Source organism: Pseudomonas sp. ANT_H4 (genome assembly GCF_008369295.1).
GTDB lineage: Bacteria > Pseudomonadota > Gammaproteobacteria > Pseudomonadales > Pseudomonadaceae > Aquipseudomonas.
On sequence record NZ_VOBG01000024.1, the window covers coordinates 1 to 26,137 of the forward strand.

The following is a 26,137-nucleotide window of genomic DNA, read 5'->3' on the forward strand; positions in this document are numbered from 1 at the left end:
CACTCCGGCATTGCTCCGTGGGCCGCCGCGATGGGCCATCCTTGGCCCAGCGCGGCTAAACCGGCGTCCTGCCGGTTTACCCACGGATCAATACCTGCGTTCAGCCATCGTGGTTAACGGGGCGCCTTAGATCAAAATCAAAAGCAAAAGCACGGCGGCCTGGTAGCCGACCTGAGTGGTGAAAAGCAAGAGCGGATCTACTGCCCACTACTGTAGGAGCGAGTTTGCTCGCGATGGTCGTTAACGATGACGCTGGCTTCCTGAATCACCGCGGTGCCCTCAGGTTCTTCGCGAGCAAGAACTAGGCGTCCCCCTCGCTCCTACAGAAAAACGAATGGCTCTTGATCTGCCTGCCCATAAAACCAGAGGCCGAACGCAGGTGTTGCGCAGTGGGTAAACCGGCAAGGATGCCGGTTTAGCCGCGCTGGGCCAGGGATGGCCCATCGCGGCGACCCACGGAGCAATGCCGGAGTGAGGGCACGCCGAGCCTAGGCGAGGCGCCGATAGGTAGGGCAGGAGCGCTTTGCTTACTTTCGCGCTTTTCGAAAGTGAGTCGCTGTAAGAGCGAAACCGCCAGCAGCCGTTACCGCAGCAACGGATATGTACTCATCGCCCCCTGGGGCCTGCCCCCAGCCATCAGCAACCTCAAGAGATGTGTAGCCATCGCAGGCAAGCCCGGCTCCCACAGGGGTCCATGTGGTGTGTTTAGTAACCGCGCTCGAAACTCACTTCCCCACGCAACACTTCTTGAGCCTGATACTTGCGCAGGTTCTCGACAAACAACTCCACCATCATCTTCGGCGAAGTCGGCGCCGAGCTATGGCCGGTCAACAACAAGCCCCAGGCGGTCCAGAACGGATGGCGCTGGGGCAACGGCTCTTGACGGCAAACGTCGATCACCGCACCAGCCAAATGCCCTTCTTTCAGGGCTTCCACCAGATCGGCATCCACCACGGCAACACCACGGCCGACGTTGATAAATACCCCGGTAGGCTTGAACTGCTTGAACAGCGCCGCGTCGTACAGGTCGTGGGTGTTCGCGGTGTTAGGCAGCAGGTTGACCACGTAGTCCACCTCCCCCACCAGCCGGTTTAGTTGATCCAGCCCGGCCACTTCGATAAACGGCGCCTGCTCCCGTGCTTCGCTGGCGATGCCATACAGCTCCACGCCAAACGGCAAGAGAAACTGCGCCACGCTGCGGCCGATATCGCCGGTGCCGACAATCAGCACCTTGCGCCCAGCCAGGCTCTGGCCCATGCGGTTGTCCCATTTGCGCTCGACCTGGCTAACCAGCCGTGCCAGCACTTCGCGCTCGTGACCCAACATGTAAGTCAGCACGTACTCGGCCATCACCTGGCCAAAAATCCCTACGGCGCGGGTCAAGCGATAGTCCCGTGGCAAGCCTTCGGCCAGCAGCGGCGTGACGCCGGCCCAGGTCGATTGCAGCCATGCAGGATGATTGCCCTGGCGCAGCAGGGTCGCCAGCAGGTCCGGCTGGCCGAGCCATACCGGGCAATCGGCGGCCAGGCTCGACAGTTCGGCCGAGTCGCCGCTGGTCATCACTTCCAGGTCCGGCGCCGCTTCGCGCAACAGTCGGGCGTACAGCGGGTGATCGTGTTCAGCAATCAGAACGCGCATGGTTCAAACCTTTCAAAAACAGTGCAGGCGGGGCCACAGGCGCAGTTCGCTGCATTCCTCGGGGCCACTGCCAGATAATTCGATTTCATTTATGAACGTGCCCCATACAGGGCACTTACCCATCACAGCGGGTCATTGCGGCGCAGCAGCTCTTCGGGCAAGTGTTCGATGTACTCGTCCTCGGCCGGCGGCATTTGCAGGTGATAGCCCTGCTTGTCGAGGTTTTCCAGAACCGCGACGATGTCCTCGCGAGACAGCTTGCGCTCGGGGCTCAACACCAGGTCAAAGGCGTGATGGGGCTTGCCGAACGCCGCCAGCAGGCTTTCCGGGACACGCTCCAGGGCATCGCTTTTCAGCACATAGAGGTACATTTCGTTGCGTTTGAGGCTGCGATAGATGGAGCAAATACGTTTCAAGGCTGTTCTCCGGCAGTGGCCAGGCTGTCCAGCAGCGCCTGGCCCATCAGCTCGCGGCGCCAGCCACGCAGCGAGTCAGGCAATTGGTAAGGGCCCTCGGGGTAGCCACTCTTGACCAGCGCTTCGAGGGTTTTCTTGCGCAGCATCAGTTCCGGCGCCATGTCCAGGCGTTCGGCGAACGTCTGGCCGAGGGCGCGCAGTTGCTTGATCAACACAGCGGCGTCAACCGGCAACGGCTCGGCAACGGCCGGTGGCCATTGGTCCATGGATACGCTACCGGCGCACTTGATCAGGTCCAGCAAAAACTCGCCGTCATGGCGCACGGTGCGCGGGTGCATGTCTTCGATTTTACCCAAGGCGCTGAGGTTATCCGGCTGGGATTTGGCCAGGGGCCATAACGAGTGTTCGCGAATGATGCGGTTACGCGGCAGGTCACGGGCGCGGGCTTGCTGCTCACGCCAGGCGCACAGTTCACGCAACACAACGAGCTGGGCGCGGGAAAGTTTCCAGGCCAGCTTGGCGTCGCGGTACACCTCGAACGGGTCGACTTCACGGCGCAGGTTGGCGACCAGTTCGGCGCCATCGTCCACAACCCAGGCGTACCTCTCGTCAGACAGCCGTGGGCGCAGGCGTATGTAGACCTGCGCCAGGTGCACGGCGTCTTCGGCGGCGTAGCTGATTTGTGTCTCGGACAGTGGCCGCTGCAGCCAGTCGGAGCGGGTCTCGCCCTTGGGCAGGTCGATATCGAGCACGGCTTGCACCAGACGCGAGTAACCCATGGAAAAGCCCAGGTTCAGGTAGGCGGCTGCCAGTTGGGTGTCGAACAATGGCGCCGGCAGGCTGCCGGTCAAACGCAGCAGCACTTCCAGGTCTTCGCTGCAGGCATGCACCACCTTGATCACCGCAGGGTTTTCCAGCAAGGAGGCCAAGGGTTGCCAGTTATCGATGGTCAGGGGGTCGATCAGATAAGCGCGTACGCCATCACCAATCTGGATCAGCCCGGCGATGGGATAAAAAGTGTCGACCCGCATGAATTCGGTGTCGAGGGCGACGAATGGCAACTGCTGCCATTCGGCGCAATGCTGGCCGAGGCTATCGTTGTCGCAGATCCAGTGAATATCGATGGCCACACGGCTCTCCCTTGAAGAATGGCGCGCAGTATATATCGCTAAAGGGATTTGCGAGCATTCGCAGTGTACCCGCCGTCATGAAAACTCTGACAGGTGCCGAAGAATAGTCCGACAGCTAAGGGTTATCCTCTTTTACGCAGCACGTAAACCCGCCACAGGGCTGAGCCGGGCATGAACTCTTGCTGGTTGAGGATCTTGAAACCGGCCTGTTTGAACTCGGCTTCCACCTCGGCCCGATGGATGACCGGCGGTAGCCCGACCTCCTGCGATAGCCCTGGTGATGGCCCCTGCGCTGCACGGTGGCGGCTATCGCTGTTGACCGAGACGATCACCGTGTCGCGACTGACCCGGTGAAATTCGCGCAACAGCGCCAGCCTGGCCTCGGCACCGGGCACATGACGAAACAACTCCAGGCAAAAAATGCAGTCCACGGCGTTGGCCGACAGACCGATATTGAACGCCGAGCCCTGGAAGGTCTTCACCCGCCGCAGAAGTACCGCACCATGGTGGGTCTGGGCGTGGTCGAGCATGGCCTGGGAGTTGTCCGACGCGAGGATCACCCGGTTGCCGTGTTCGGCCAACACCGGCCAGAAACGCCCCGAGCCGCAGGCCAGGTCCAGCACCAGGCCCGGCTCCCCCGCCACTTTCAAAGCCTGGCGCACCAGGCGCTCATCACGCCACAACCACAAACGCCGCAGCAGACCCGGTGGGCGCGTGTCTCCACAGACCTGGGCATGCTCACGGCCGCAGCGCTCGGCGAATTCAGTCTCGATGGACGAAGGGGTGTGCGACGACATCAGCGGGCTCTTGTGGATGAATCGGTGTCAAACGACCTTGGATTCACAGCTTAACCAGCGCCTCGTGAAAAAAAGGTCGAAGGATTCACCGCCCATCACTGACTCGATCAGGCTTGATGCAGGTACCAGCGCCAGTCCTGCTCGCCCACCTCGCCCATAAACTGTCGATATTCGGCACGTTTGACGGCCAGGTACACGCCCAGAAACTCGCTGCCAAAGGCTTCCCGAGCCCAGGCTGAACCTTCAAGGGCGCGCAAGGTGGTCAGCCAGTCAGTGGGCAGCAACTCCTTGGCCTGGGCATAGCCGTTGCCTTCTACCGGAACGCCGGGATCGCGCTGCTCGCGGATACCGCGATGAATGCCAGCCAGGATGGCCGCTGCCGCCAGGTACGGGTTGGCGTCGGCGCCGCAGATCCGGTGTTCGATATGCCGGGAAAACGCCGGGCCGCCGGGCACCCGCAGGCTTACGGTGCGGTTGTCGACGCCCCAGGTCGCCGCCAGCGGGGCGTAGCTGTTGGTCTGGAAACGCCGGTAGGAGTTGGCGTTGGGGCAGAACATCAGTAATGAATCGAGCAAGGTGCTGAGCATGCCGCCTACCGCCTGGCGCAGCAGCGGCGTGCCATCGGGCGCTTCGCTGGCGAACAGATTGTTGCCCTGCGCGTCCGCCAGGCTGACGTGCATGTGCATGCCGGTACCTGCCAGATCATCGAAGGGTTTGGCCATGAAGCAAGCCGTCATCGCGTGTTTGTGAGCCACACCCTTGACCAGGCGCTTGTAGCGCACAGCCTCGTCCATGGCCTGCAAGGCATCGCTGCGGTGCTCCAGGGTAATTTCCACCTGCCCCGGCGCATATTCGGAAATCGCCGTGCGCGCAGGAATCCCCTGCAGTTTGCAGGCACTGTACAAGTCAGCAAGAAACGGTTCGATCTGCTCCAGCTCACGCAAACCGTAAACCTGGGTCGAGCGCGGACGGCCGCCGTCGACATCCCGCGCCGGTTGCGGGCGACCGTTGCTGTCGGGCTTCTGGTCGAGCAAGTAGAACTCCAGCTCCGCCGCCATCACCGGGTAGTAACCGTCAGCCTTGAGCCCATCGATGACCTTGGCCAGCAAGTGCCGCGGATCAGCCACGGTGGCCGGCATGCCTTCCTCGGGGTGCATGCTGACCTGCACCGCCGCCGTCGGAATCAACCGCCATGGCATGCGCTGCAAACTGCCGCTGACCGGGTAGGCGCGGCAATCGATATCCCCCACTTCCCAGACCAGCCCGGAGTTTTCCACATCGTCGCCATTGATGGTCAGGCCGAGGATGGTGCTGGGCAGTGGGCGACCGCTTTGGTAGACCGCCAGCAACTCATCGCGGTGCAGCAACTTGCCACGCGGTACGCCGTTGTTGTCGAGGATGAACAGTTCGAACATCTCGATATCCGGGTTCAATTCCAGGAAGGATTGGGCTTCGTGCAGGGAGGCAAAGGCGGTGGGGGCAACACTCATGGGATTTCTCATAGGTTAGCGTCAGGCAAGCGCACAGGCGCTGCCGGTCAGATGCGCACTGTCTCGCGGCATCCATGGGAGCAATCAACGCAGGGGAGAAATATCCGGTGGGCGCGCATGGCGGCAGTGCCATAGCGCCCAGAAGGCCAGTTCAGAAGGGAGTGCATCGGCGGTGATTCCCCGACGGGCCGAGCAACTTGACACTGTTGTGCCAGGCGAAGTCTCGGGGTGAGTGTCGGGCGAACCATCCATATGAGGATCACAGTAAAGAGATACCCAGCAGCGTCACATGGCAGGTCAGGTGGTTAAATTCAGTCTTGACGGAGTTTAGTTGCGGCGTTACTAAACATTCAGGACGCCTTGCCAGTCGCCCCGGCAGGTGGAAATAATAGCCGCCCCTGATCATGCCCCCAAGGACTCGACTGCATGAAAGCCCTTCCAGCACTGTGCATCATGGCGAGCCTGGCGACACCTGCCTTGGCCGACACCCAACCGTCATCGCGCCTGGACGAGGTTATCCAGCGCGGCCAACTGACCGTCTGCACCACCGGTGACTACAAGCCCTACACCTATTTGCGCCAGGACGGCAGCTACGAAGGCATCGACATCGCCATGGCGCAGTCACTGGCCAAGAGCCTCAACGTGCAGATCAAGTGGGTGCCGACCACCTGGAAAACCCTGATGCCGGACTTCCTGGCCCAGCGCTGCGACATCGCCGTCGGCGGTATTTCCGTGTCCCTGGAGCGGCAGAAAAAAGCCTTTTTCAGCCAGCCACTGGGGGTCGACGGCAAGATCCCGCTGGTGCGCTGCGCCGATGTGCAGCGTTACCAGACCGTCGAGCAGATCAACCAGGCGCAGGTGCGGGTGATCGAGCCGGCGGGCGGCACCAACGAAGTCTTCGCCCGCGCCCATCTGGGCAAGGCGCAACTGACGCTGTTCCCGGACAACGTAACGATTTTCGAAGAACTGCTGGCCAACAAGGCCGACGTGATGATCACTGACGCCAGCGAGGCGCGGTTCCAGCAAAAGCTCAAGCCGGGACTGTGTGCCGTCAACCCCGAACGCTATATGCAATACAGCGAGAAAGCCTTTTTACTGCCTCGCGACGATGTGGCCTGGAAGAGCTACGTAGACCAGTGGCTGCACCTGAGCACCGTCACTGGCATCTACGAAGGCATCGTCAACCAATGGCTGGCGGCGCCTTGATCAACTCAACGAAGGCCATGCACGCGGCGCTGCGGTAGGCGCCCTTGCGGCTGAGCAAGGCGGCCGTGCGCTGGGGCAAGGGCGGGCGAATCTGAACGGCGTGCAAGCCCGCCTGAGCACGGGTAACCGCACTGGGCAGAATGGTCGCCAGTTGAGTGCTGCGTACAATTTCGATGATGGCGCTGATGGAATTGGCTTCCATGGTGATCTGCGGTTTTACGTCCAGCCCTCGGCAATAGTCGTCAATGTAACGGCGGGTGGCGAAGTCTGAGTTCAGCATCACCAGCGGCTGCTGTTTGAAGTCAGCAAGCTTGAGCCACTGTTTTCGGCTCAAGGTCGGATGGGCGGCACTGGCCACGAGGCTCAACTCTTCGACAAACAGCCCCTGGCACTCGATATCCGGTAAATGCTCGCCGGTAAACCCGATGCCGATGTCCAACAAATCCTGCGCCAATGCCGCCTCGATACGGTCCTGAGTCATCTCCTCGATCGTCAAGGTAATCGCTGGATACAGGCTGTTAAACCGCGCCAGCAGTGGGCCCGTCAGGTAAGCGGTAAAGGTCGGAGTCATTGCCAGGCGCAAGCTGCTTCGGCTCAAGTCCTGCACGTCATGCATCGCCCGCGTACCCGCCTGCAAATCCTGCAACGCCAGCCTGGCAAAGCGCACGTAAGCCTCCCCGGCATCGGTCAGCCGCACGCTGCGACCTGCGCGGTCCAGCAGTGGCGCGCCCAAGGTGTCTTCCAGTTGTTTGATCTGCTGGGACAAGGTCGGCTGCGACACATGCAAGGCTTCGGCGGCTCGGGTGAAGTTGCAGTGGCCGTGCTGGGCGTGAGCGACATTGTCATTTGCGGTCATTCCGACTGCGGCGCGATGACCGCCACTTCTACCTGCAAATGCCTGGACCACCTGCCCGCCGTGGCCAATTGGTTGCGTCACGCCGAGTCGGCCAAGGTCATCAATGCCTCCCGTACCCATGCCACGGACGCGGCGCGGCTGGATTCACTGGTACGGGAAAACGTGGTCGCACAACTGGCCAATCTCAAGACTCACCCTTCGGTGGCCCTGGCGCTGGAGCAGGGCCGACTGAACCTGCACGGCTGGGTCTATGACATCGAAAGCGGCAGCATCGCCGCCCTGGATGGCGCTACCAACCGCTTTATTTCCCTGATCGACCACCCGCAGACCCGCGCAGTCTCAACCACTGCGCAGCACGGTGCCTGAACCCTGTTTTCACCCACGAGGAAATCATCATGCTGCAATCCCAATTTGCTCAAGCTCCACGCCTGGCCCTGGCCGACACCATCATCGATATCAAGGCCCGCAAAAACCTGTCCTGGCAGGACCTTACCGAAGGTACCGGCCTGAGCCTGGCCTTCGTCACTGCCGCCCTGCTCGGCCAGCACCCGCTGCCCAAGGACGCCGCTGACGTAGTTTGCGAAAAACTCGGCCTGGACCAGGACGCCAGCCGCCTGCTGCAAAGCGTACCCTTGCGTGGCAGCATCCCCGGTGGCATTCCCAGCGACCCGGCGGTGTACCGCTTTTATGAAATGCTTCAGGTTTATGGCTCGACCCTCAAGGCCCTGGTTCACGAGCAGTTTGGCGACGGCATCATCAGCGCCATCAACTTCAAGCTGGACATCAAGAAGGTCGACGATCCGGACGGTGGTTCCCGTGCAGTGATTACGCTGGATGGCAAGTACTTGCCGACCAAGCCGTTCTGACCCCATGACCTGTTCTGCGCAGGAGTCCGCTTGCCGGCTCTTGCATGTTTGCGTGTGCCCTGTGAATGTTCCTGCATTGGCTGCAGCCGTCTAAGCTTGCAGCACCAACAAGAACGAGGGATGGGCAATGAAGGGAGTATTGAGCATTACTTGGCTGCTACTGTTGTGTTTCAGCCAGGTCCACGCCGCGACCACCCAGGAGCAGGACGCCCAAGCGGCCAAGGCCCTGCTGGAAAAAGCCCTGGCGTACTACCACGACAATGGAGACAAAGCGTTCGCAGCATTCAGTCGGCAGGGCGAGTTTATCGATAAGGACCGTTATGTGTTCGTGGTCGACACCAAGGGCGTGCTGCTGGCCAGTGGCGGCCCGTCGTCCGCGCTGATCGGCCGCGATGTCTCCGAAGTGCTGGGGCCAGACCTGCGTGAGTCCTTCAAGAAAGCGCTGAAGGTGCCCGAAGGCAATGGCATCCAGCAAGCCGACTACCGTTGGCAGAACTGGAACGACGGCAAGGTCGAACGCAAACATGTGTTCTACCAGCGCATCGGCCAGCGCATCCTGGCAGTAGGTTATTACCTGCCACGGGCGTCGCCCGAGCAAGCCAAGGCACTGCGGGACAAGGCGGTGAGGGACCTGGACAAGGATGAACAGGGCACACTAAAAGCCATCAACTCACTTCAGGGCGGGTTTCTGCAGGATGACCTGTATGTGTTTGTGGTTGACCTCAACACCGGGCGCTACGTAGCCCACGGCACCAACCTGCGCTTGATCAACACCGACTTTGCCAAGATCAAGGACCCGGACGGCAAGCCGGTGGGCGAGCCGATCCTCAAGTTGATGGCCGAACAGGGCCAAGGTGAATACCAGTACCGCTGGAAAAACCCAGTGACTGGCAAGATTGAGAACAAGCATGCCTACCTGCGCAAGACCGGGCATTTCCTGGTGGCTGTGGGTTACTACAGCCCTTGAGGGCCTAGCTGGCCTTGTCTTCCCGCCCGCGCAACAAGCGATCGGGCATGGCAATTGCCGCCGCCAACCCCAGCAGCGATACCGCCGCGCTGACCATCAGCAAATGCCGGAATGTCTTCAACAACTCCCCGCGCAGGGCATCCTGCGCCGGGCCAGGTGCGGCGTTGAGGCCGTCGAGCAACACATTCCCGGAGCTGCCTTCAGCCATCAGCGCACCGCTGGCCAAGTGGGCGAAACTGGAGTCCTGCAACAGCGCCAGCAGCAACGCCGACATGCACGCCACCCCCACTGCGCCGCCCAGTGAGCGAAACAGGTTAGTGGTGCTGGTGGCGACGCCGATGTCCTGTTGCTCCACCGAGTTTTGCGTGCCCACTAAGGACGTAGGGAACTGCATGCCGGAGGCGATCCCACTGAGCAACATGAACAGGCTGCTCAACACCAGCGCCTGGGGCGCGCTGAAGGCCATGCCGAGGATCGCAATGGGCGCCAGCAGCGCACCGCCAAGGATCATCGGTTTATAGCGGCCAGTCACCGAGGTCATCCGCCCGGCAAAATAGGCGCCCATCGGCAGCCCTATAGCCAGCGGCAGCAGGTGCAACGCGGCGCTGTCGGCACCGGCGCCGGTGACCGTCTGGTAGCGCAGGGGCATCAGCACGATCAGCGAGATCGCCTGGAAGCTGGTGAAGAAAATCGTGCACCAGCACAACACCGCGCTGCGGTTGGCGAACAGGTGCATGGGCAGCAGCGGCTCCCGCGCCCGGCGCTCGTGCCAGACAAACACCGTCAATGCCACCAGCGCGCAAACCAGCAGGCCCAGGACTTCATCATCGCGCCAGTGATAGCCCTGGCCGATTTGGGTGATACCCAGCAGCAACGCCGTGAGGCCAACGATCATCAGCACAGTGCCGAAGTAATCGATGATCGGCTTGCGCTGCGGCACCGGCAGCCCCACCAGGGTGCGATGGGCCACCCACCAGGCGCCAGCGCCCAGGGGCAGGTTGATCAGGAACACCCAGCGCCAGGACAGGTACTCGGTCATATAACCGCCCAGCACCGGCCCGGCCACACTGGCCACCGCGTACATGCTGCTGAAATACCCCTGATAACGGCCGCGCTCACGGGGCGGGATAATGTCGCCAATGATCGCCTGGCTCACCGAAATCATCCCGCCCGCGCCGATGCCCTGAAGGATGCGCGCCAGCACCAGTTGCTCCATGCTTTGCGCCATGCCACAAAACAGCGAAGCTATGGTGAACAGGCCCATGCCAATCAACATCATTGGCCGCCGCCCATACAGGTCGCCGAGCTTGCCGTAGATGGGCACCGCCACCGTCATCGCCACCATATAGCCGGAGATCACCCAGGCCAGCAGGTTAACGTCGTTGAACTGCGCGGAAATGGCCGGCATCGACACGGCGACGATGGTCTGGTCCAGGGCCCCAAGAAAAATCGCCAGCATCAGGGCGACCAGGACACTGCGGATGGCAATGACTGGCTTGGGTTGAGCGGATTGAGCGCACTGATTGAGGTTGGTCACGGCAGAGCCTGCAGGCAAGGCCCACGAGGAAAAGGGCCCGCGGGAATGCTCGTCAGTGTACTCGATAGGTCGCTATTCGATAGCCTCACAAGGAAGTCCGACGTAATTTTCTGCGATGGTTTTGCGTCCCGCTTCGGAGTCAACAAAGTACTCCAGTTCACTTTGGGCGATGCGCTGGCTGAATCCGTCCGCCTCCGGGAAGTGGTGCAGCATCGAGGTCATCCACCAGGAAAACCGTTCGGCCTTCCAGATCCGCCGCAAGCAGATGGCCGAGTATTTCTCCAGCAGGTCCACCCTGCCCTCGCGGTAAACCTTGAGCAGAATATTGAACAAGGTGCTGACATCGCTGGCCGCCAGGTTCAAGCCCTTGGCGCCGGTGGGCGGCACGATGTGAGCGGCGTCCCCCAACAGGAACAGGCGGCCGTACTGCATCGGTTCGACCACGAAACTGCGCAGCGGCGCGATGCTCTTTTCGATGGACGGCCCGGTCACCAACTGCGCAGCCAGGTCCTGGGGCAGACGGGTTTTCAACTCATCCCAAAAGCGCTGATCGGACCAGTCTTCAATCGGCTCCTCTGCGGGTACTTGCAGGTAATAGCGGCTGCGGGTGGCCGAGCGCATGCTGCACAGGGCGAAGCCACGCTCGTGTTTGGCGTACACCAGTTCATCATGAATCGGCGGGGTATCGGCGAGAATGCCCAGCCAGCCAAACGGGTAGACCCGCTCGAAAATCTTCAGGGCGTCGGCCGGGATCGTCTGGCGTGCCACCCCATGGAATCCATCGCAGCCGGCAATGTAGTCGCAGTCCAGGCGAAACGTTTCGCCCTCATAGTCAAAGGTCAGCCAGGGCTGTTCGCTTTTCAAAGCGTGCGGCTGCACATTACTGGCTTCATACAGCGTGATGGCGCCTGCGGCTTTACGTGCGGCCATCAGGTCGCGGGTGACTTCGGTCTGGCCGTAGATCATCACCGTCTTGCCGCCGGTCAGGGCCTTGAGGTCGATATGTTTCAACTGGCCGTTCAGCGCCAACTCAAAACCGTCATGGACCAGGCCTTCAGCGTCCATGCGTTGGCTGACGCCAGCCTGACGCAATAGATCGACCATGCCTTGCTCCAGCACCCCGGCACGGATACGACCTTGCACATAGCCGGGCGTCTGGCGCTCTAGAATAAGGGTCTCAATGCCTGCGTTGTGCAGCAACTGGCCGAGCAACAGCCCGGAGGGACCTGCGCCGATAATGGCGACTTGGGTTTTCAGCGTTTTCATTATTTTTATGGCCCGCAAACTTCACGCGAACGTATTCGGTGAAAGAGTTGTCTTTGGTTCTGCTGCTGGCATTTTTCACTTGAGTGGCCGGCATGAGAAGGTGAAAACTGCGCCAAACCCTGCGCTTTTTGCCAATCGGGGCGATTACCGCACCACCACCCTGAGTATCGGATTTAAAACATGACCAAAACTGCCAGCCCCGTGATTCCGGTGTTCAAACTCTACGGAGAAAGCCAGCAGTGGCCGACGCCGGATTTGTTGCACTGTGAAACCATCTCCCGGCGCAGCCGTGAGTACCAGTGGGAGATCCAGCCCCACCGGCACGCGGACCTGTGTCAGTTGCTGTATGTGCACAAGGGCCAGGCGCAACTGGAGATCGAAGGCCAGCGCAGTACGCTGACCGAGTCGACGCTGCAGGTGCTGCCACCGCTGTGCGTGCATGGTTTTCGTTTTTCCGAGGACATCGAAGGTTATGTGGTGACGCTGGCGGCGCCGCTGGTGGCGCATTTGCAGGGGCAACTGGGCTCGACGGTAGACGGCTTGAGCGCCTTGGGCAATTATCCGGCGGGTAGGGATAATGACTATCTCAACAGTCTCTTCGCCCGCCTGCAGGACGAATACAACGACGACTTCCCGGCGCGGGACATGATGATGCACGCCCTGGTCAGCGTGCTGCTGGTGTGGGTCAGCCGTCAGGCCATCCGGCACCGCCATCCACGGGCGCCACGGGGGCGCGAGTACTTTCGCCGCTTCACCCAGCTGGTGGAGCAGCACTACCGCGAACACCCGAAGATCGAGGACCTGGCGCACAAGCTGGGGATCTCGGTGTCGCACCTCAACGGCACTTGCCGGGAACTGGGGGGCCAACCGGCACTGCAGATCATGCATGACCGCCAATTGCTGGAGGCCAAGCGCCTGCTGACCTACACCAGCATGACCATCAATGAAATGTCGGAAGTGTTGGGCTTTTCCGACCCGACCAATTTCTCACGGCTGTTTCGCCGACGTGTCGGGTTTTCGCCCAAGGCGTTTCGGGAGCAGTTGAAGGTCGATTCCCAGGCAACTATCTGAGGGCACTCAACGTCGCTGTATACGGAATGCATTGATCATGGTTGCAACTGGCAGCCATGCTCGGCTGCATGCGGGTCTGTTCGGCGCGATACGCGGCAGTGCCGTAGAGCAGTGTAGCGCCGGCGCACAGGGTGAAAATCATCAGGTACTTTCTTGTTTTGATCGTCATGGCATTGACCTCTGAGCAGATCAAGAAGGTGCTGTATTAAGCATAGGCCAGCCAAGACGAGTTGCCAGTATCGGCCGGTATTCAGCACCTTTATGACGCTTAAAGACCGACATCCCACGCCGGCTCTTGCGCAAACCTGAGCACCAGGAAATCCAGCAGGCTGCGCAGCGCCGACGGCATGTGTTTGCGTGAGGCATACACCGCGTACATGTTCATCTGCCGCGGCTCGGCGTCAGGCAACAGGCGGATCAGTTCGCCACTGCGGATGTAATCGCCGGCCTGGTAGCTGGGCAACATCGCCACTCCCGCTCCGGCGAGTGTCACCTTTAGCAAAGTGCTGGCCTCGTTGGCGGTGATATTGCCTTGCACCTGCACCGAGACGGGCTCGTCGTCTTCCTCGAAGTGCCAGAGACTTTTGCCGAAGTAGGAATGGGTCAGGCAGTTGTGCCGCGCCAGGTCTTCCACCCGTTGTGGCTGGGCATGTTCCAGCAGATAAGCGGGCGATGCGCAGATCACCGAACGACATACCGTCAGCTTGCGGGCGATCAAGCTGGGGTCCAGGTCGTTGCTGGTGCGGATCGCCAGGTCGATACGTTCATCCACCAGGTTCACCGTGCGGTCGAGCATCTGCAGGTCGACACTGACCAGCGGGTAGCGCTTGACGTATTCAGCCATGGCGTCCGCCAATTGCGCCTGGCCGAACGAAGTGCTGACACTCAGCCGCAACTGGCCACGGGGCGCGTCATCTGGCTCGCTGACGGCGGCCTGCATGTCGCTGCACAGCTCCAGCATCTGTCGGCAGCGAGGCAAGGTTTCGCTGCCGGCGGCGGTCAGGCTGAGTTTGCGCGTGGTGCGGTGCATCAGGCGCGCGCCGACCCAGTCCTCCAGCTCCGCCAGGTAGCGCGACACCACCGGACGCGACAGATCCAGATGATCGGCAGCGGCCGATTGGCTGCCCAGGTCGACCACCGCGACAAACACCCGCATTGCTTGAAGACGATCCATGATTTGCCCGATTTTAGAAACAAACTATGTCCCAGCATCGCATTTTTTGTAGTGTTCAGTGCAACTAAGCTCTGCCCATCGCCTACCGATTGCTGGAGTTGCACATGTTTGGATTCTCGACCCTCAAGCGCTTTGCACTGGCTTGCGCCGTCCTGGGCTTTGCCGCCCATGCCGCAGCCGCCGACCTGAGCCTGGACGTCTATAACCCAGGCGAGGCGGCAATCTTCCCGGTCAGCTCGGTGCTGGTCAGCGGTGAGAAAGACGCCATCCTGGTGAACGCGCAATTCGGCAAGGGCCAGGCCGAGCAACTGGTGCAGAAAATCCGCGCCAGCGGCAAGCAACTGACCACCATCTACATCAGCCATGGCGACCCGGACTACTACTTCGGCCTCGACACCCTGACCGCAGCATTCCCCCATGCCAAAGTCCTGGCACCGCAACCGGTGGTGGACCATATCAAGGCCACGGTTGCAGGAAAACTTGCGTTCTGGGGGCCGAAAATGGGCGCCGACAAACCCGCTAAAACCATCATCCCGCACGTGCTTGAAGGCCATAGCCTGACCCTCGAAGGGCAGACCCTGGAAGTGATCGGCCTGGACGGCCCGCAACCGGACCGCAGCTTCGTGTGGATTCCATCGATCAAGGCCGTGGTCGGTGGCGTGGTGGTCTCGGAAAATATCCACCTGTGGATGGCCGATACCCAAAGCGCGCAATCCCACGCCGACTGGCTGGCGACCCTGCAACGCATTGAAAGCCTGAAACCGAACACCGTGGTGCCGGGTCATTACCTGGGCACGCCTTCGCTGAAATCGGTGGCGCTCACGGCTGACTACATCAAGGCCTTCGACCAAGAAACCGCCAAGGCCAAGGACTCTGCCGCACTGATCAATGCAATGAAAAAGCGCTACCCGAACCTGGCCGACGAAAGCTCCCTGGAGCTGAGCGCCAAAGTCGCCAAAGGCGAAATGAAGTGGTGAATTGATCCAACCCTTACCACACTGGAGAACGTCATGAGCAAGATTGCAATCATTGGTGCCACCGGCCGCGCCGGTAGCCAGCTGTTGGAAGAAGCCCTGCGTCGTGGCCACAGCGTCACGGCCATCGCCCGTAACACCGACAAGATCGAAACACGTCCTGGAGTGACCATCAAACAAGTGGATGCCCTGGACGCCGAAGCTCTGCAAAAGGCCATTAGTGGTAGCGACGTAGTGATCAGCGCGGCGCACTTCGCTACGCTGCCTGCCACCGCCGTGATCGGCCCAGTGAAAAAGGCCGGGGTGCAACGACTGTTGGTAGTGGGCGGTGCGGGTTCGTTGTTGCTGCCTGGTGGTCAGCGAGTGATCGACAGCGCTGGCTTCCCTGAGGAATACAAGGCTGAGGCCAGCGCTGGCAGTGTGTTTCTTGACACTCTGCGTCAGGAGAAAGAACTGGACTGGACTTTTCTTTCGCCGTCGGCGGAGTTCGTTGAGACCGAACGCACCGGCAAATTCCGCGTGGGCCAGGATGATTTACTGGTGAGCAGTGAAGGTAGGAGCTGGATCAGCTTTGCTGACTATGCCATTGCGTTGGTGGATGAAGTGGAAACACCGAAGCATTCCCGCCAGCGGTTTACCGTCGGGTATTAAGGCTGGCGCGGGCTATGTGGGAGTGGGTTGCGGGCATAGGTTGGGTTGGGTGGGTACATATCCGTTATTTTGGTTGGGGCTGCTTGGGGTTACGCCCTTACGGCGTGTCACTTTGCAAAAGCGGCAAAGTAACCAAAGCGCTCTTGCCCCACCACTTGGTGCCTCGCTGTGGCTTGGCATGCCCTCTCTGCGGCATTGCTCCGTGGGCCGCCGCGATGGGCCATCGTGGTTAACGGGGCGCCTAAGATCAAAATCAAAAGCACGGCGGCCTGGTAGCCGACCTGAGTGGTGAGAAGCAAGAGCGGATCTATTGCCACTGTAGGAGCGAGCTTGCTCCGAGCGGCGTTCCGACGATGGTCGTTAACGATGACATGGGTTTTCTGGATGACCGCGGTACTTGTAAGTCCATCGCGGCGACCCACGGAGCAATGCCTTCGTTCGGGCACGCCGAGCCACAGCGAGGCGCCGATAGGTAGGGCAGGAGCGCTTTGGTTACTTTCGTCTGGGCCGGCATTCCGGTTTTCGAAAGTGACACGCCGTAAGGGCATAACCCTAAGCAGCCGTTACCGCAACAACGGATATGTACTCAATAACCCCCCTAGAACCCAGCCATCAGCAACCTCAAGAAATGTGTAGATACTTATGGCTATAGCGAGCAAGCCAGCTCGCACATTTTGATCTTCATTGTGCCGATTACTGCGCCTGCCCGACCAACCAGTTCATCAACGCCTCAAGCTCCACCGAAGGCTCGGTCCCCGGTGGATACACCAGGTAATAACCCATCCCCGTCGGCACCTTCAATTCAAACGGTGTCACCAGCCGCCCGGCCTTGAGGTCTTCGCCGATCAGCGCGCTGTCGCCAATGGCCACGCCAGAACCTTGGGAAGCCACGGTCATGGCCAGATCTAGCGTTTCAAAATGATGCCCTTGGCTGAGGTTACTCAACCGCGTACCGGCCGCCTTCAGCCACAACGCCCAATCCCGACCATCCCGCGTGGGGTGCAACAGCACCTGCTGCTGCAAGTCCGCCGGGGTACACAGGCCGCCGAGCAAGGCCGGCGCGCACACTGGCGTCAGTTGCTCATCAAACAAATGCCTGGCCTGGGCCGACTGCTCGGCAATCGGGGCGTAGACCACCGCCGCATCAAACTGCTCGCGGCGAAAGTCCACGGTGTAGGCCACGGTAGTGGTCAGTTCCACCGGCACGTCCGGCCGTTCCTGTTGCCACTGCATCAAGCGCGGCAGCAACCAGCGCATCACGCAGGTGGAGGCTTTCAACTGCAAGGTCTCGCGACGGGAGCCAATCTGCTCTACCGCCTGCGAGATCAGGCCGAATACCTGTTGCACCCGCAGCGCCCATTCACGGCCCTCCTCGGTCAGGCTCAAGCCTCGGGCCTGACGCTGGAACAGCGAGTAACCCAAATGGCTTTCCAACCCGGCAATCTGCCGGCTCACCGCGCCTTGGGTGATGTGCAACTGCTCGGCCGCGCGGGTGAAGTTGCAGCACTGGGCGGTGACCCAGAACGTGTGCAATGCGGGCAGCGGCGGAAGGCGTTTCATCGGATGACAGCCATGAGCTGAGGACATGGCTAGTATGACTTTTAATCGATTGTTGTCGCTACAGCCCAGCCGTTCCAATACCGCCTTCAATCAATAACAAGAGCGACGATATGGCGACGTGCGGCGAAGTATTGGTCAACCTTCTGGAAGGCTACGGCGTGGAACAAGTGTTTGGCATCCCAGGCGTACATACCGTGGAGTTGTACCGTGGCCTGGCCCGCTCCGGCATCCGCCACGTCACCCCACGCCACGAACAGGGCGCCGGCTTCATGGCCGACGACTACGCACGCACCAGCGGAAAACCCGGCGTATGTTTCATCATCACCGGCCCTGGCATGACCAATATCAGCACCGCCATGGGCCAGGCCTACGCCGATTCGATCCCGATGCTGGTGATTTCCAGCGTGCAGTCCCGCAACCAGCTGGGCGGCGGGCGCGGCAAGTTGCATGAACTGCCGAACCAGGGCGCGATGATCGCGGGCGTCTCGGCGTTCTCCCATACCTTGATGTCGGCAGCAGAATTACCCGGCGTACTGGCGCGGGCTTTTGCGCTGTTTCAGGCCGGGCGACCGCGCCCGGTGCATATCGAAATCCCCTTGGACGTTCTGGTGGAAAACGCCGACGCCCTGCTGGGCAGTGAACCCGTCAGCGTGTCCCGCGCCGGTGCCGCGCCCACGGCAATCAAGCAGATGAGCCAGTTACTGGCCACCGCCAAACGCCCGTTGATCCTCGCTGGCGGAGGCGCCATTGACGCCGCTCCCGCGTTGACCCGCCTGGCCGAAATCCTCGGCGCGCCAGTGGCACTGACCATCAACGCCAAAGGCATGTTGGCGGCCAATCATCCGCTGCTGATCGGCTCGACTCAAACACTGGTCGCCACCCGCGCCCTGGTGGCCGAGGCTGATGTGGTGCTGGCCATCGGCACGGAACTGGCAGAAACCGACTACGACGTCACCTTCGCGGGTGGCTTCGAGATTCCCGGCGCCTTGCTGCGCATCGACATCGACCCCGACCAGACCGTGCGCAACTACCCGCCGCAAGTGGCGCTGGTGGCCGACGCACAGATCGCCACCAAAGCGTTGCTGGCCGAGTTGAGTGCTCAGTCAATGGCCCCTCGCAACACTGACTGGGGCACAAATCGCGTCGCCCGCCTTTGGGCTGAGTTGGCGCCCACTTGGGATGCTGCCACTCGCGCGCAAACCCTGTTCCTCAATACAGTGCTGGAAGAGTTGCCCGACGCCGTGATCGTGGGCGACTCCACCCAACCGGTGTACACCGGCAACCTGACCCTGAACCTCGACCAGCCACGCCGCTGGTTCAACTCATCCACTGGCTACGGCACCCTCGGCTATGCCTTGCCAGCGGCCATCGGTGCGTGGCTGGGGCGCGGCGCTACTGCGCCAGTGGTGTGCCTGATCGGCGACGGCGGCCTGCAATTCACCCTGGCAGAACTGGCCAGCGCGGTGGAAGCACGCACGCCAATCATCGTGCTGCTGTGGAATAACCAGGGCTATGAAGAGATCAAGAAATACATGGCCAACCGCGCCATCGAACCCGTAGGAGTGGACATCTACACCCCGGACTTTATCGGCGTGGCCAAGGCGCTGGGGTGTGCGGCGCAGGCGATCAAGGGTGTTGAAGAGCTGCGCCAGGCATTGCGCGCCGCCATGGATCGCCAGGGGCCGACGTTGATTGAAATCGATCAAGGCATTTGGACCAAGGCAGTATTGGTATGAGCGTCGGCGCATTTTTTCAATAGCCCCAGCGACTTTCTCATTTGCGCCCCTCCCCCGTGCGCGGCCTAATAATGCCCTTGTCATTTCAAGGCCCGCCCATGGAAAACGTTCACGCAAAACCCGCCACCGCCCTCTGGCTGATGATCAGCGTGGTACTGGTCGCCCTCAACCTGCGCCCGTCGATGGCGGCGGTCGGCCCCTTACTGTCATCAATTCGCGGCGATGTGCCGTTGAGTTTCAGCAGTGCTGCGTTGCTGACCATGTTGCCAGTGATGGCCATGGGCTTGGCGATGTTTTTCGGCATGGGCCTGGCCAAGCGCTTTGGTGAGCACCGCAGTATCGTCGCGTCGCTACTGGTGATTGGCCTGGCGACTGCGCCGCGGCTGTTTCTCGATTCCGCCGCCGAGTTGATCGTCAGCGCCATTGCCGCCGGGGTGGGCATTGCGATGATTCAGGCGCTGATGCCGGCGATGATCAAATCCCGTTTCAGCGATAACGTTTCGCTGTTTATGGGCCTTTACGTCACCGCAATCATGGGCGGTGCCGCCCTCGCCGCGTCGTTCTCGCCGTTTGTCCAGGTACGGACCGGCAGCTGGCGCATCGGCCTGGCAATCTGGGCCGTGCTCGCGGTGCTGGCGCTGGTGTTCTGGTACGCACAACGCTCGGCATTGCCGCCACTGCCGCAAACCGCTGCGGGCCCTCAGGAATCGTTTTTCGGCAATCGCCGGGCCTGGTTGCTGGCGATCTTTTTTGGTCTTGGCACCGCGTCCTACACCTGCGTTCTGGCCTGGCTGGCACCGTACTACGTGGAGCAAGGCTGGAGCGAACAGAACGCCGGTTTGCTGCTGGGTTTTCTGACTGCCATGGAAGTGGTTTCCGGCCTGATCACACCGGCCATCGCCAACCGGCGCCGGGACAAGCGTAGCGTGGTGGCGGTGTTACTGGTGCTGATCATCGCCGGTTTCTGTGGCCTGATCCTTTCCCCGCAACACCTTAGCCTGCTGTGGCCGTGTCTGTTGGGCCTGGGAATTGGCGGTTTGTTTCCAATGAGCCTGATCCTGTCCCTTGATCACCTGGACAACCCGCGCCGCGCCGGTGGCCTGACGGCCTTCGTGCAGGGCATCGGCTACTTGTTCGCGGGTCTGTCGCCGCTGATCGCCGGGATAATCCGCGATCAACTGGGCAGTTTCGAATGGGCCTGGTGGTCGCTCACCGCCGTCGTGGTCGTGATGCTGCTGATCGTGTTGCGCTTCGATCCACGGCATTACCAGCGGCATATTCAATAGCGCGGGCTAGAGCGTCGCGTTCGAAACATTATTTGTCCCACACCTAACATAGAAAAGTCCTGCAGACCTTCCTATTGGTACGAGCGTTCCGTTAACATTTTGCCCTTGTCGTGCGCTGTACCAGTGCCAAGGGCTTACCGGACGGAACAGATGCTAAACAGCAACTTGCTTAGAAAGCTCGATATGCAAGACTTGATGGTATTTATCGCTGTGTATGAGCAAAGCAGCGTCACCGACGTGTCCGAAACCCTCTTTGTCAGCCAGTCCACGGTCAGCTACAGCCTGAAGAAGCTGCGTACCAGCTTCGAGGACGAGTTGTTTATCAACACCCGCGCGGGCATGCGTCCGACCTACAAGGCTGGTGCCATGTACGCTCATGTGCAAAAGATTCTGGAAAGCATCAACCTGTGCCACGCAGGCAGCCAGGTGTTCGACCCGACCCAAAAAGCCGCGACGTTCAACGTCTGTGCCCCCGAGTATTTTGAGCAGTTGATCCTGCCTCGCCTGCTGAAGAACTTCGACAAGGCCGACCTGCCGGTGGTCGTTAATGTGCAGAAGCTGGAAACCGATATTCCCGCCGAGGCCTTGCGCGACGGACGACTGGACCTGGTGATCTGCTTCGGGCCGCACTTTCATCACGCGCACAAGGATTTGAAGACGCAGAGGCTGCTGGAAGATGACTTGGTGTGTGTCTTTGACAAGCATGCGGCGCCACGGGAACCAGCGTTCAGCCTGCAATCCTTCGTCGCACGCCGTCATGTGTTTCCGACGCCCTGGACCTCTACCACCAACATGATCGACGGCTGGCTGGCACGCCAGGCCCACAAGCGCCAGGTGATTGCCCGCGCCAATAGCTACAGTGCGGCGCTGAAGATGATTACTGGCACCGACTTTATCGTCACCCTGCCCCGCCGAGTGCAAAAGCTGCTGGCGCTGGAACCGGTATTTGGCCACTGCGAAGCGCCCAACGGCCTGCCGGGCTTCACCCTGGACATGCAATGGAACAAGTCAAGCGAGCAAGGCTGCGCCAACGCCTGGTTCCGCGAGCAAGTGGTGAAGGTGTGTGCGGGAGAGCTACAAGCTATAAGCTAAAAGCTGCAAGAACTTCGATAGCTTGCAGCTACTGTCCTATAGCGACCTTACTGTAGGACTCGCGATCAATGTCCAGCAGTTCGACACTGAGTTGAACTTGAATATCGGCAGGCCACGGCCCCAACTCCTGCAACACCGCCAGCAGGTTTTCCGAGAGTTGCTTCTTGATCTGCGGCGAACGCCCGCTGAGCAAGGCCAACCTCACCGCGACAAAACCGCGTGGGTTCATCGCAGTACCCACACGAAAGCTTTCGACCTTCACCGCACGGCTCTTGATGTCGAACTCGGCACCGAACTGCCCCGAGGCCACCAAGGTGTGATTGAGCCGCAACAAGGCCTTGTCAGTGTCCAGCTCCGGCAGGTTGGCGGTGTATTCCAGATGCAGGTGAGGCATGAAAGGCTCCGAGTTATTGTAGGAAAAGAGTCATAGATATAGCACGAGACGCAAAGTGCCCCGGATGAAAGCGGTTTTACTCAGGACTTTGCCAGCGGCAACAATTCCCGATCACTCATGAACGCTTCCAACCGCGAGCGCATCCAGCGTTCCGCCGGGTCAGTGTCGACATGGCTGAGCCAGACCATGGACAAGTCCAGGGTCGGCGTTTCGAACGGAAACGGCTCGCAGAAAAGGTTGCCCGAAGCGGCCATGGCCTGGGCGGTGTAGTCCGGCAGGCTGGCGATCATGTCGGTGCCGGCCAACAGCGCCGGCAGAGAGCTGTATTGCGGCACCGACAACACCACATGGCGCTTGCGGCCGATTTCCGCCAGCCATTCATCAGCAAATCCGGCGACGTTGGCGGTGTGGGACACCAGCACATGGGGCCGCGCGCAGTATTCATCGAGGGTCAGCGGGCGATCCGAGGCATCGGCGCGCAATACGCTGGGGCGGATATGGCGCAGCAACTTGCGCTTGGCATTGGCCGGCAAGCCACGGGTCTGGGTAATGCCGACGGTGATATCGCCGGAGGCCAGCAGGTCCGGAATGCGCCAGTAATCGACATGCTGCACCACGAACACTACCTGGGGCGCTTCCACTCGCAGGGTGCGCAGCAACGGCGGCAACAGGCCGAACTCGACGTCATCGGACAGGCCGATGCGAAAGGTCATGGTGCTGATGGTCGGATCGAAATCATGGGTCAGGCTCAAGGCCACCGACAACGAGTCCAGGGCAGGCGACAAATACCGGATAATTTCCTCGGCCCGCGCCGTCGGCTCCATGCGATGGCCGACGCGGATAAACAGTGGGTCGTTGAACAGGGTGCGCAGGCGATTGAGCGCAGAACTGATGGTCGGCTGGCCGAGAAACAACTTCTCCGCCACCCGCGTCACATTGCGCTCAAGCATCAGCGTTTCGAAGACCACCATCAGGTTGATGTCGGCCTTGCGTAGTTCATTACGATTCATCGGCGCCTGCCCACTGCCCAAAACAAGGGGCAGTTTAGAAACACAGTGGGCCCTACGTCTATGCGCAGACTATCCAACCGCCTTCATTGGGACTATAAATCAGCTTCCACGGGTTACGAGAACACCAACGTGCTGGTCATTCTTGCCTTGGCCGTCCTGATGGCCGGGTTCTTTATCTGGCTAATCAAATTCATTGCCCATCCGACCGCCAGGACCCTGTTGCGGGTGTTTGTCGGAGTGTGCCTGGCGGCCATCGTGGCGTTTTTGTTTCTCGCTTCAGGATTTCCCACCTCATTACTGCTCTCGTCTGGCTGACCCCCGTACCGCAGCAGTTGTCGAGCCCCAGCGAGGCTACGTCAGCCACAACACCGCCATCAGATCAGCCCCCCGGCACCGAGTCGCCCCTGCCGCAAACGCAGCGCCGCCAGGGCCGCCGATAATGTTGGCCAGGCATACGCCCAAGAGGAAATAACCGGTGGCACGGGCCCGCCGCCCCAGTGCACAACCACCGCTGCATGTGGTGGTGACCGTCATGGCCCGTTGATGATTAACTGGCCGCTCATTTCAACCACGTACGCAAGGATCGCTCACCCATGAAATTCGCCTACACCATCGTCTACGTTCCCGATGTATCCGCTTCGCTGCAGTTTTTCGAAAACGCCTTCGGATTTACCCGCCGTTTCCTGCATGAATCGGGCACGTATGGCGAGTTGGAAACGGGGAGTACCACCCTTTCCTTCGCGGCGCATGAATTGGGTGAGATGAATTTCAGCGGTGGGCATATTGAGGCTCATGCATCAAGGCAGCCTCTGGGGATGGAGCTGGGTTTTGTCACGGATAATGTCACCGTCGCACACGCCAAGGCACTGGCCGAGGGGGCTATTGAATTGTCACCGCCCAGCGCCAAACCCTGGGGGCAGGTGGTGTCTTATGTGCGTTGCCCGGACGGAACATTGGTGGAGCTGTGCACCCCAATTCAAGGCTGAAAAAAAGCCCCGCTACTAGGCGGGGCTCCGACGCCTGGGTCATGGCTTGAGCGGGCGCTCTTCGTCCCGCTCGGAAAGCTCCTTGCCATCGTCCGGATGCTTCCAAGTCTGAGGCCGTTCTTCCTCATGACCTGGTTTGGAGCGCTCGTGATCCGAATCTTCCTGCTGCTTTTGTTCTTTGGTCATACCCACCTCCCATCCGTAAGAATTGGACACACTGGGCAAGCATAGAACAGAGAAGGTTCTTGCGTGACAGGATTGGTTTGGGTGTGTTTGATACCCTCGATACGAATGCATCCGCCATCGCAGCTAGAATTCCGATGCTGAGGCAATAAAAACTATCAAATACCTAGAGATGACGGAGAGATTACCGCGCAGCATGCTCTGAGCGAGATACCGGAATCCAGCTGATAGCGCGGGAGAAAAGTAGTACCACTGAGTAGTACAGTCGGAAATGAAAAAGCCCCGCAAATTATTGATTTGCGGGGCTTTTCTATGTATGGCGGAGAGATAGTCCGCCTTACCGGAATCCAAGAATTTCCAATCAAGTCCTTTAACCCCAGGTAATATTAGGCTTTAAGCCTAGTACCCGTCCATATCTGTCCGACACCACCCCATTCCTTCCCAGCCTAAGTGGGGGAACAAATGGGGGAACTGTCTCGGGCGCCACGAACTCCAGCACGGTGAAAGCTCATGGGAAAACTGAATCCCAAACAAGTCGATAACGTAACCGAGCCAGGTACATACGAAGACGGCGAAGGATTGCGCCTGGTAGTAAAAGCGAGCGGAAAGAAGTCTTGGGTACTGCGGTTTCAGCTTGCGGGCAAACGCCGAGAGATGGGTCTGGGGGGCTTTCCTGATGTGACGCTCAAGGAGGCACGGTCGAAGGCTGTAGACCAAAGGAAACTGCTTCAGCAGAAAATCGACCCACTCACGGAGCGTGACGCCACTCGCCTTGCACTGCAAAAAGCCGAACAAGCTCAGAAGGCTAAAGAGATAACCTTCAAGTCGGTGACGCTCGATTACATCGCAGCTCACCGTGCAGGCTGGAAAAATGCGAAGCATGCTCAGCAGTGGGAAAACACCTTAACCACCTACGCCTTCCCCATACTGGAGAATTTGAACACCGAGGACGTGACAACCGAGCATGTGCTACAGGTTCTCACCCCTATATGGCAGTCGAAATCAGAAACAGCTTCTCGTGTGCGTAACCGCATCGAAATGGTACTCGATGCGGCGAAAGCAAGAGGTCTGCGTGAAGGAGAGAATCCAGCCAGATGGCGCGGACATCTCGATAAGCTGCTTCCACCGCGCTCTAAGGTCAAGGTTGTCGTTCACCATCCGGCGCTGCCATGGGCCGAGATGCCAGCCTTTATGAAAGAAATCGTGAAGCATGATGACCTCAGCTACAAAGCCATGCAGCTGACCATCCTGACAGCCTGCCGGACCAACGAGATTCTAGGGGCAACGTGGGCCGAGTTCGATTTGGATAAAAAGGTGTGGAAAATACCTCCTCACAGAATGAAAGCCGCCAAGGAGCACCGAGTACCACTGAACGATGCGGCTTTGAGTCTACTCAAGAGCTTGGCTCAGGTAAGGAGTGATTCCTACGTATTTCCTGGAGCAAGGGAGGGGAAACCTCTATCCAACATGTCGATGCTGATGGCACTTCGCCGAATGAAACGAGAGGACCTGACTATGCACGGATTCCGCTCAACGTTTCGAGATTGGGCCGCTGAGTCGACGAATTATCCTAGGGAGGTGTGCGAACAAGCGTTAGCGCATGTGCGTCAGGACAAAGCCGAAGCGGCATATTTTCGAGGTGACTTGTTCGACAAACGACGCGCACTCATGACCGATTGGGCCGCATATGCCTACGGCTCCGCTCCTTGAGCCAGCTTTGATTATGCTCTGCCATAGTGCCGTTCCACTTAAGTGGAACGGCACTATGGCAGAGCTCATTTTTTGCTTTTTCTAAGCTGGATCTGCATCTCGCCATGGGCGAAACATAGAGGGAACGCACATTCTGACGCA

At 60.0% G+C, this 26,137-nt stretch carries 27 protein-coding genes and 1 pseudogene; 13 read left to right on the forward strand and 15 right to left on the reverse strand.

From position 1 onward, the window contains the following. Nucleotides 1-705: 705 nt before the first annotated feature. The 5 genes from FQ182_RS23485 to FQ182_RS23505 all read right to left on the reverse strand — a co-directional run bounded on the left by FQ182_RS23485 (nucleotide 706) and on the right by FQ182_RS23505 (nucleotide 5,471). A complete protein-coding gene (locus FQ182_RS23485; RefSeq protein WP_149414123.1) occupies nucleotides 706-1,638 on the reverse strand; it encodes a D-2-hydroxyacid dehydrogenase in 933 nt (310 codons plus the stop codon). A 122-nt stretch (nucleotides 1,639-1,760) separates the two neighbouring features. Continuing rightward, on the reverse strand, nucleotides 1,761-2,054 hold the full coding sequence (locus FQ182_RS23490) for a YcgL domain-containing protein (protein WP_149414122.1): 294 nt from the start codon (nucleotides 2,052-2,054) through the stop codon (nucleotides 1,761-1,763). Next, nucleotides 2,051-3,184, reverse strand: a complete 1,134-nt coding sequence (gene rnd, locus FQ182_RS23495) for a ribonuclease D (RefSeq protein WP_149414121.1) — start codon at nucleotides 3,182-3,184, stop codon at nucleotides 2,051-2,053. Before rnd ends, FQ182_RS23490 begins: the two co-directional genes overlap by 4 nt. A gap of 122 nt (nucleotides 3,185-3,306) precedes the next feature. Further along, nucleotides 3,307-3,981 carry a class I SAM-dependent methyltransferase gene (locus FQ182_RS23500; RefSeq protein ID WP_149414120.1) on the reverse strand — a complete coding sequence of 225 codons (675 nt, stop codon included), beginning with the start codon at nucleotides 3,979-3,981 and terminating at the stop codon, nucleotides 3,307-3,309. A gap of 107 nt (nucleotides 3,982-4,088) precedes the next feature. Continuing rightward, nucleotides 4,089-5,471 (reverse strand): glutamine synthetase family protein, encoded by a 1,383-nt coding sequence (locus FQ182_RS23505; protein WP_149414119.1) that lies wholly within the window; start codon nucleotides 5,469-5,471, stop codon nucleotides 4,089-4,091. A 426-nt stretch (nucleotides 5,472-5,897) separates the two neighbouring features. On the opposite strand from FQ182_RS23505, the gene FQ182_RS23510 reads away from it, so the two are divergent. After that, nucleotides 5,898-6,677, forward strand: coding sequence for a transporter substrate-binding domain-containing protein (locus FQ182_RS23510; protein WP_149414118.1), 780 nt, complete (start codon nucleotides 5,898-5,900; stop codon nucleotides 6,675-6,677). Here the strand turns inward: FQ182_RS23510 and cynR are convergent. Beyond that, entirely contained in the window at nucleotides 6,652-7,533 is an 882-nt protein-coding gene (gene cynR / locus FQ182_RS23515; protein ID WP_149414117.1) for a transcriptional regulator CynR, read from the reverse strand. The two genes, FQ182_RS23510 and cynR, sit on opposite strands and share 26 nt — an antisense overlap. Here cynR and FQ182_RS23520 point away from each other — a divergent pair. The 3 genes and pseudogenes from FQ182_RS23520 to FQ182_RS23530 form a co-directional block, all read left to right on the forward strand. Continuing rightward, nucleotides 7,483-7,899, forward strand: a pseudogene (locus FQ182_RS23520) (carbonic anhydrase); the annotation flags it as partial. The gene cynR and the pseudogene FQ182_RS23520 overlap by 51 nt on opposite strands. Before the next feature lie 29 nt (nucleotides 7,900-7,928). Then, complete coding sequence (gene cynS / locus FQ182_RS23525; protein ID WP_149414116.1) at nucleotides 7,929-8,399, forward strand: cyanase; 471 nt, start codon at nucleotides 7,929-7,931, stop codon at nucleotides 8,397-8,399. Between the two features lie 127 nt (nucleotides 8,400-8,526). After that, the gene (locus FQ182_RS23530) at nucleotides 8,527-9,366 is read left to right on the forward strand and encodes a cache domain-containing protein (RefSeq protein ID WP_149414115.1); all 840 of its coding nucleotides are present in this window, start codon (nucleotides 8,527-8,529) and stop codon (nucleotides 9,364-9,366) included. A 4-nt stretch (nucleotides 9,367-9,370) separates the two neighbouring features. Here the strand turns inward: FQ182_RS23530 and FQ182_RS23535 are convergent, their stop codons facing one another. Then, nucleotides 9,371-10,903: an MDR family MFS transporter gene (locus FQ182_RS23535; protein WP_371923910.1), complete on the reverse strand. Its 1,533-nt coding sequence runs from the start codon at nucleotides 10,901-10,903 to the stop codon at nucleotides 9,371-9,373. 72 nt (nucleotides 10,904-10,975) lie between these two features. Next, on the reverse strand, nucleotides 10,976-12,160 hold the full coding sequence (pobA, locus tag FQ182_RS23540) for a 4-hydroxybenzoate 3-monooxygenase (protein ID WP_178114517.1): 1,185 nt from the start codon (nucleotides 12,158-12,160) through the stop codon (nucleotides 10,976-10,978). Nucleotides 12,161-12,349: 189 nt separating this feature from the next. On the opposite strand from pobA, the gene FQ182_RS23545 reads away from it, so the two are divergent. Next, complete coding sequence (locus tag FQ182_RS23545) at nucleotides 12,350-13,240, forward strand: helix-turn-helix domain-containing protein (RefSeq protein WP_149414112.1); 891 nt, start codon at nucleotides 12,350-12,352, stop codon at nucleotides 13,238-13,240. Here FQ182_RS23545 and FQ182_RS29875 read toward each other — a convergent pair. Then, entirely contained in the window at nucleotides 13,233-13,409 is a 177-nt protein-coding gene (locus FQ182_RS29875) for a hypothetical protein (RefSeq protein ID WP_178114512.1), read from the reverse strand. The two genes, FQ182_RS23545 and FQ182_RS29875, sit on opposite strands and share 8 nt — an antisense overlap. Before the next feature lie 99 nt (nucleotides 13,410-13,508). Then, entirely contained in the window at nucleotides 13,509-14,414 is a 906-nt protein-coding gene (locus FQ182_RS23550) for a LysR family transcriptional regulator (RefSeq protein WP_149414111.1), read from the reverse strand. Nucleotides 14,415-14,518: 104 nt separating this feature from the next. Between FQ182_RS23550 and FQ182_RS23555 the strand changes: the two genes are divergently transcribed. Together FQ182_RS23555 and FQ182_RS23560 are read left to right on the forward strand one after the other, a co-directional pair. After that, the gene (locus tag FQ182_RS23555) at nucleotides 14,519-15,391 is read left to right on the forward strand and encodes an MBL fold metallo-hydrolase (RefSeq protein ID WP_149414110.1); all 873 of its coding nucleotides are present in this window, start codon (nucleotides 14,519-14,521) and stop codon (nucleotides 15,389-15,391) included. A gap of 33 nt (nucleotides 15,392-15,424) precedes the next feature. Further along, nucleotides 15,425-16,039, forward strand: coding sequence for an NAD(P)-dependent oxidoreductase (locus tag FQ182_RS23560; RefSeq protein ID WP_149414109.1), 615 nt, complete (start codon nucleotides 15,425-15,427; stop codon nucleotides 16,037-16,039). A gap of 693 nt (nucleotides 16,040-16,732) precedes the next feature. Here the strand turns inward: FQ182_RS23560 and FQ182_RS23570 are convergent. Beyond that, nucleotides 16,733-17,599 carry a LysR substrate-binding domain-containing protein gene (locus FQ182_RS23570; RefSeq protein WP_149414108.1) on the reverse strand — a complete coding sequence of 289 codons (867 nt, stop codon included), beginning with the start codon at nucleotides 17,597-17,599 and terminating at the stop codon, nucleotides 16,733-16,735. A 110-nt stretch (nucleotides 17,600-17,709) separates the two neighbouring features. On the opposite strand from FQ182_RS23570, the gene FQ182_RS23575 reads away from it, so the two are divergent. The 3 genes from FQ182_RS23575 (at nucleotide 17,710) to FQ182_RS23585 (ending at nucleotide 21,713) form a co-directional block, all read left to right on the forward strand. Further along, nucleotides 17,710-19,335 (forward strand): 5-guanidino-2-oxopentanoate decarboxylase, encoded by a 1,626-nt coding sequence (locus tag FQ182_RS23575; protein WP_149414107.1) that lies wholly within the window; start codon nucleotides 17,710-17,712, stop codon nucleotides 19,333-19,335. Nucleotides 19,336-19,433: 98 nt separating this feature from the next. After that, a complete protein-coding gene (locus tag FQ182_RS23580) occupies nucleotides 19,434-20,621 on the forward strand; it encodes a cyanate transporter (RefSeq protein ID WP_149414106.1) in 1,188 nt (395 codons plus the stop codon). 150 nt (nucleotides 20,622-20,771) lie between these two features. After that, nucleotides 20,772-21,713, forward strand: a complete 942-nt coding sequence (locus FQ182_RS23585) for a LysR family transcriptional regulator (protein ID WP_149414105.1) — start codon at nucleotides 20,772-20,774, stop codon at nucleotides 21,711-21,713. Between the two features lie 28 nt (nucleotides 21,714-21,741). Here the strand turns inward: FQ182_RS23585 and FQ182_RS23590 are convergent, their stop codons facing one another. Beyond that, a complete protein-coding gene (locus tag FQ182_RS23590) occupies nucleotides 21,742-22,107 on the reverse strand; it encodes a 5-carboxymethyl-2-hydroxymuconate Delta-isomerase (protein ID WP_149414104.1) in 366 nt (121 codons plus the stop codon). Between the two features lie 80 nt (nucleotides 22,108-22,187). Beyond that, nucleotides 22,188-23,117 carry a LysR family transcriptional regulator gene (locus FQ182_RS23595; protein ID WP_149414103.1) on the reverse strand — a complete coding sequence of 310 codons (930 nt, stop codon included), beginning with the start codon at nucleotides 23,115-23,117 and terminating at the stop codon, nucleotides 22,188-22,190. Between the two features lie 60 nt (nucleotides 23,118-23,177). Between FQ182_RS23595 and FQ182_RS23600 the strand changes: the two genes are divergently transcribed. Next, a complete protein-coding gene (locus FQ182_RS23600; protein WP_256666329.1) occupies nucleotides 23,178-23,432 on the forward strand; it encodes an LPXTG cell wall anchor domain-containing protein in 255 nt (84 codons plus the stop codon). A gap of 36 nt (nucleotides 23,433-23,468) precedes the next feature. Here FQ182_RS23600 and FQ182_RS23605 read toward each other — a convergent pair whose 3' ends face one another. Further along, on the reverse strand, nucleotides 23,469-23,651 hold the full coding sequence (locus FQ182_RS23605; RefSeq protein WP_149414102.1) for a hypothetical protein: 183 nt from the start codon (nucleotides 23,649-23,651) through the stop codon (nucleotides 23,469-23,471). A gap of 59 nt (nucleotides 23,652-23,710) precedes the next feature. Between FQ182_RS23605 and FQ182_RS23610 the strand changes: the two genes are divergently transcribed. Continuing rightward, the gene (locus tag FQ182_RS23610; RefSeq protein ID WP_149414101.1) at nucleotides 23,711-24,103 is read left to right on the forward strand and encodes a VOC family protein; all 393 of its coding nucleotides are present in this window, start codon (nucleotides 23,711-23,713) and stop codon (nucleotides 24,101-24,103) included. 39 nt (nucleotides 24,104-24,142) lie between these two features. Here the strand turns inward: FQ182_RS23610 and FQ182_RS29880 are convergent, their stop codons facing one another. After that, nucleotides 24,143-24,289, reverse strand: a complete 147-nt coding sequence (locus tag FQ182_RS29880) for a hypothetical protein (RefSeq protein ID WP_178114513.1) — start codon at nucleotides 24,287-24,289, stop codon at nucleotides 24,143-24,145. A gap of 507 nt (nucleotides 24,290-24,796) precedes the next feature. On the opposite strand from FQ182_RS29880, the gene FQ182_RS23615 reads away from it, so the two are divergent. After that, on the forward strand, nucleotides 24,797-25,996 hold the full coding sequence (locus FQ182_RS23615) for a site-specific integrase (RefSeq protein WP_149414100.1): 1,200 nt from the start codon (nucleotides 24,797-24,799) through the stop codon (nucleotides 25,994-25,996). Nucleotides 25,997-26,137: the final 141 nt, after the last annotated feature.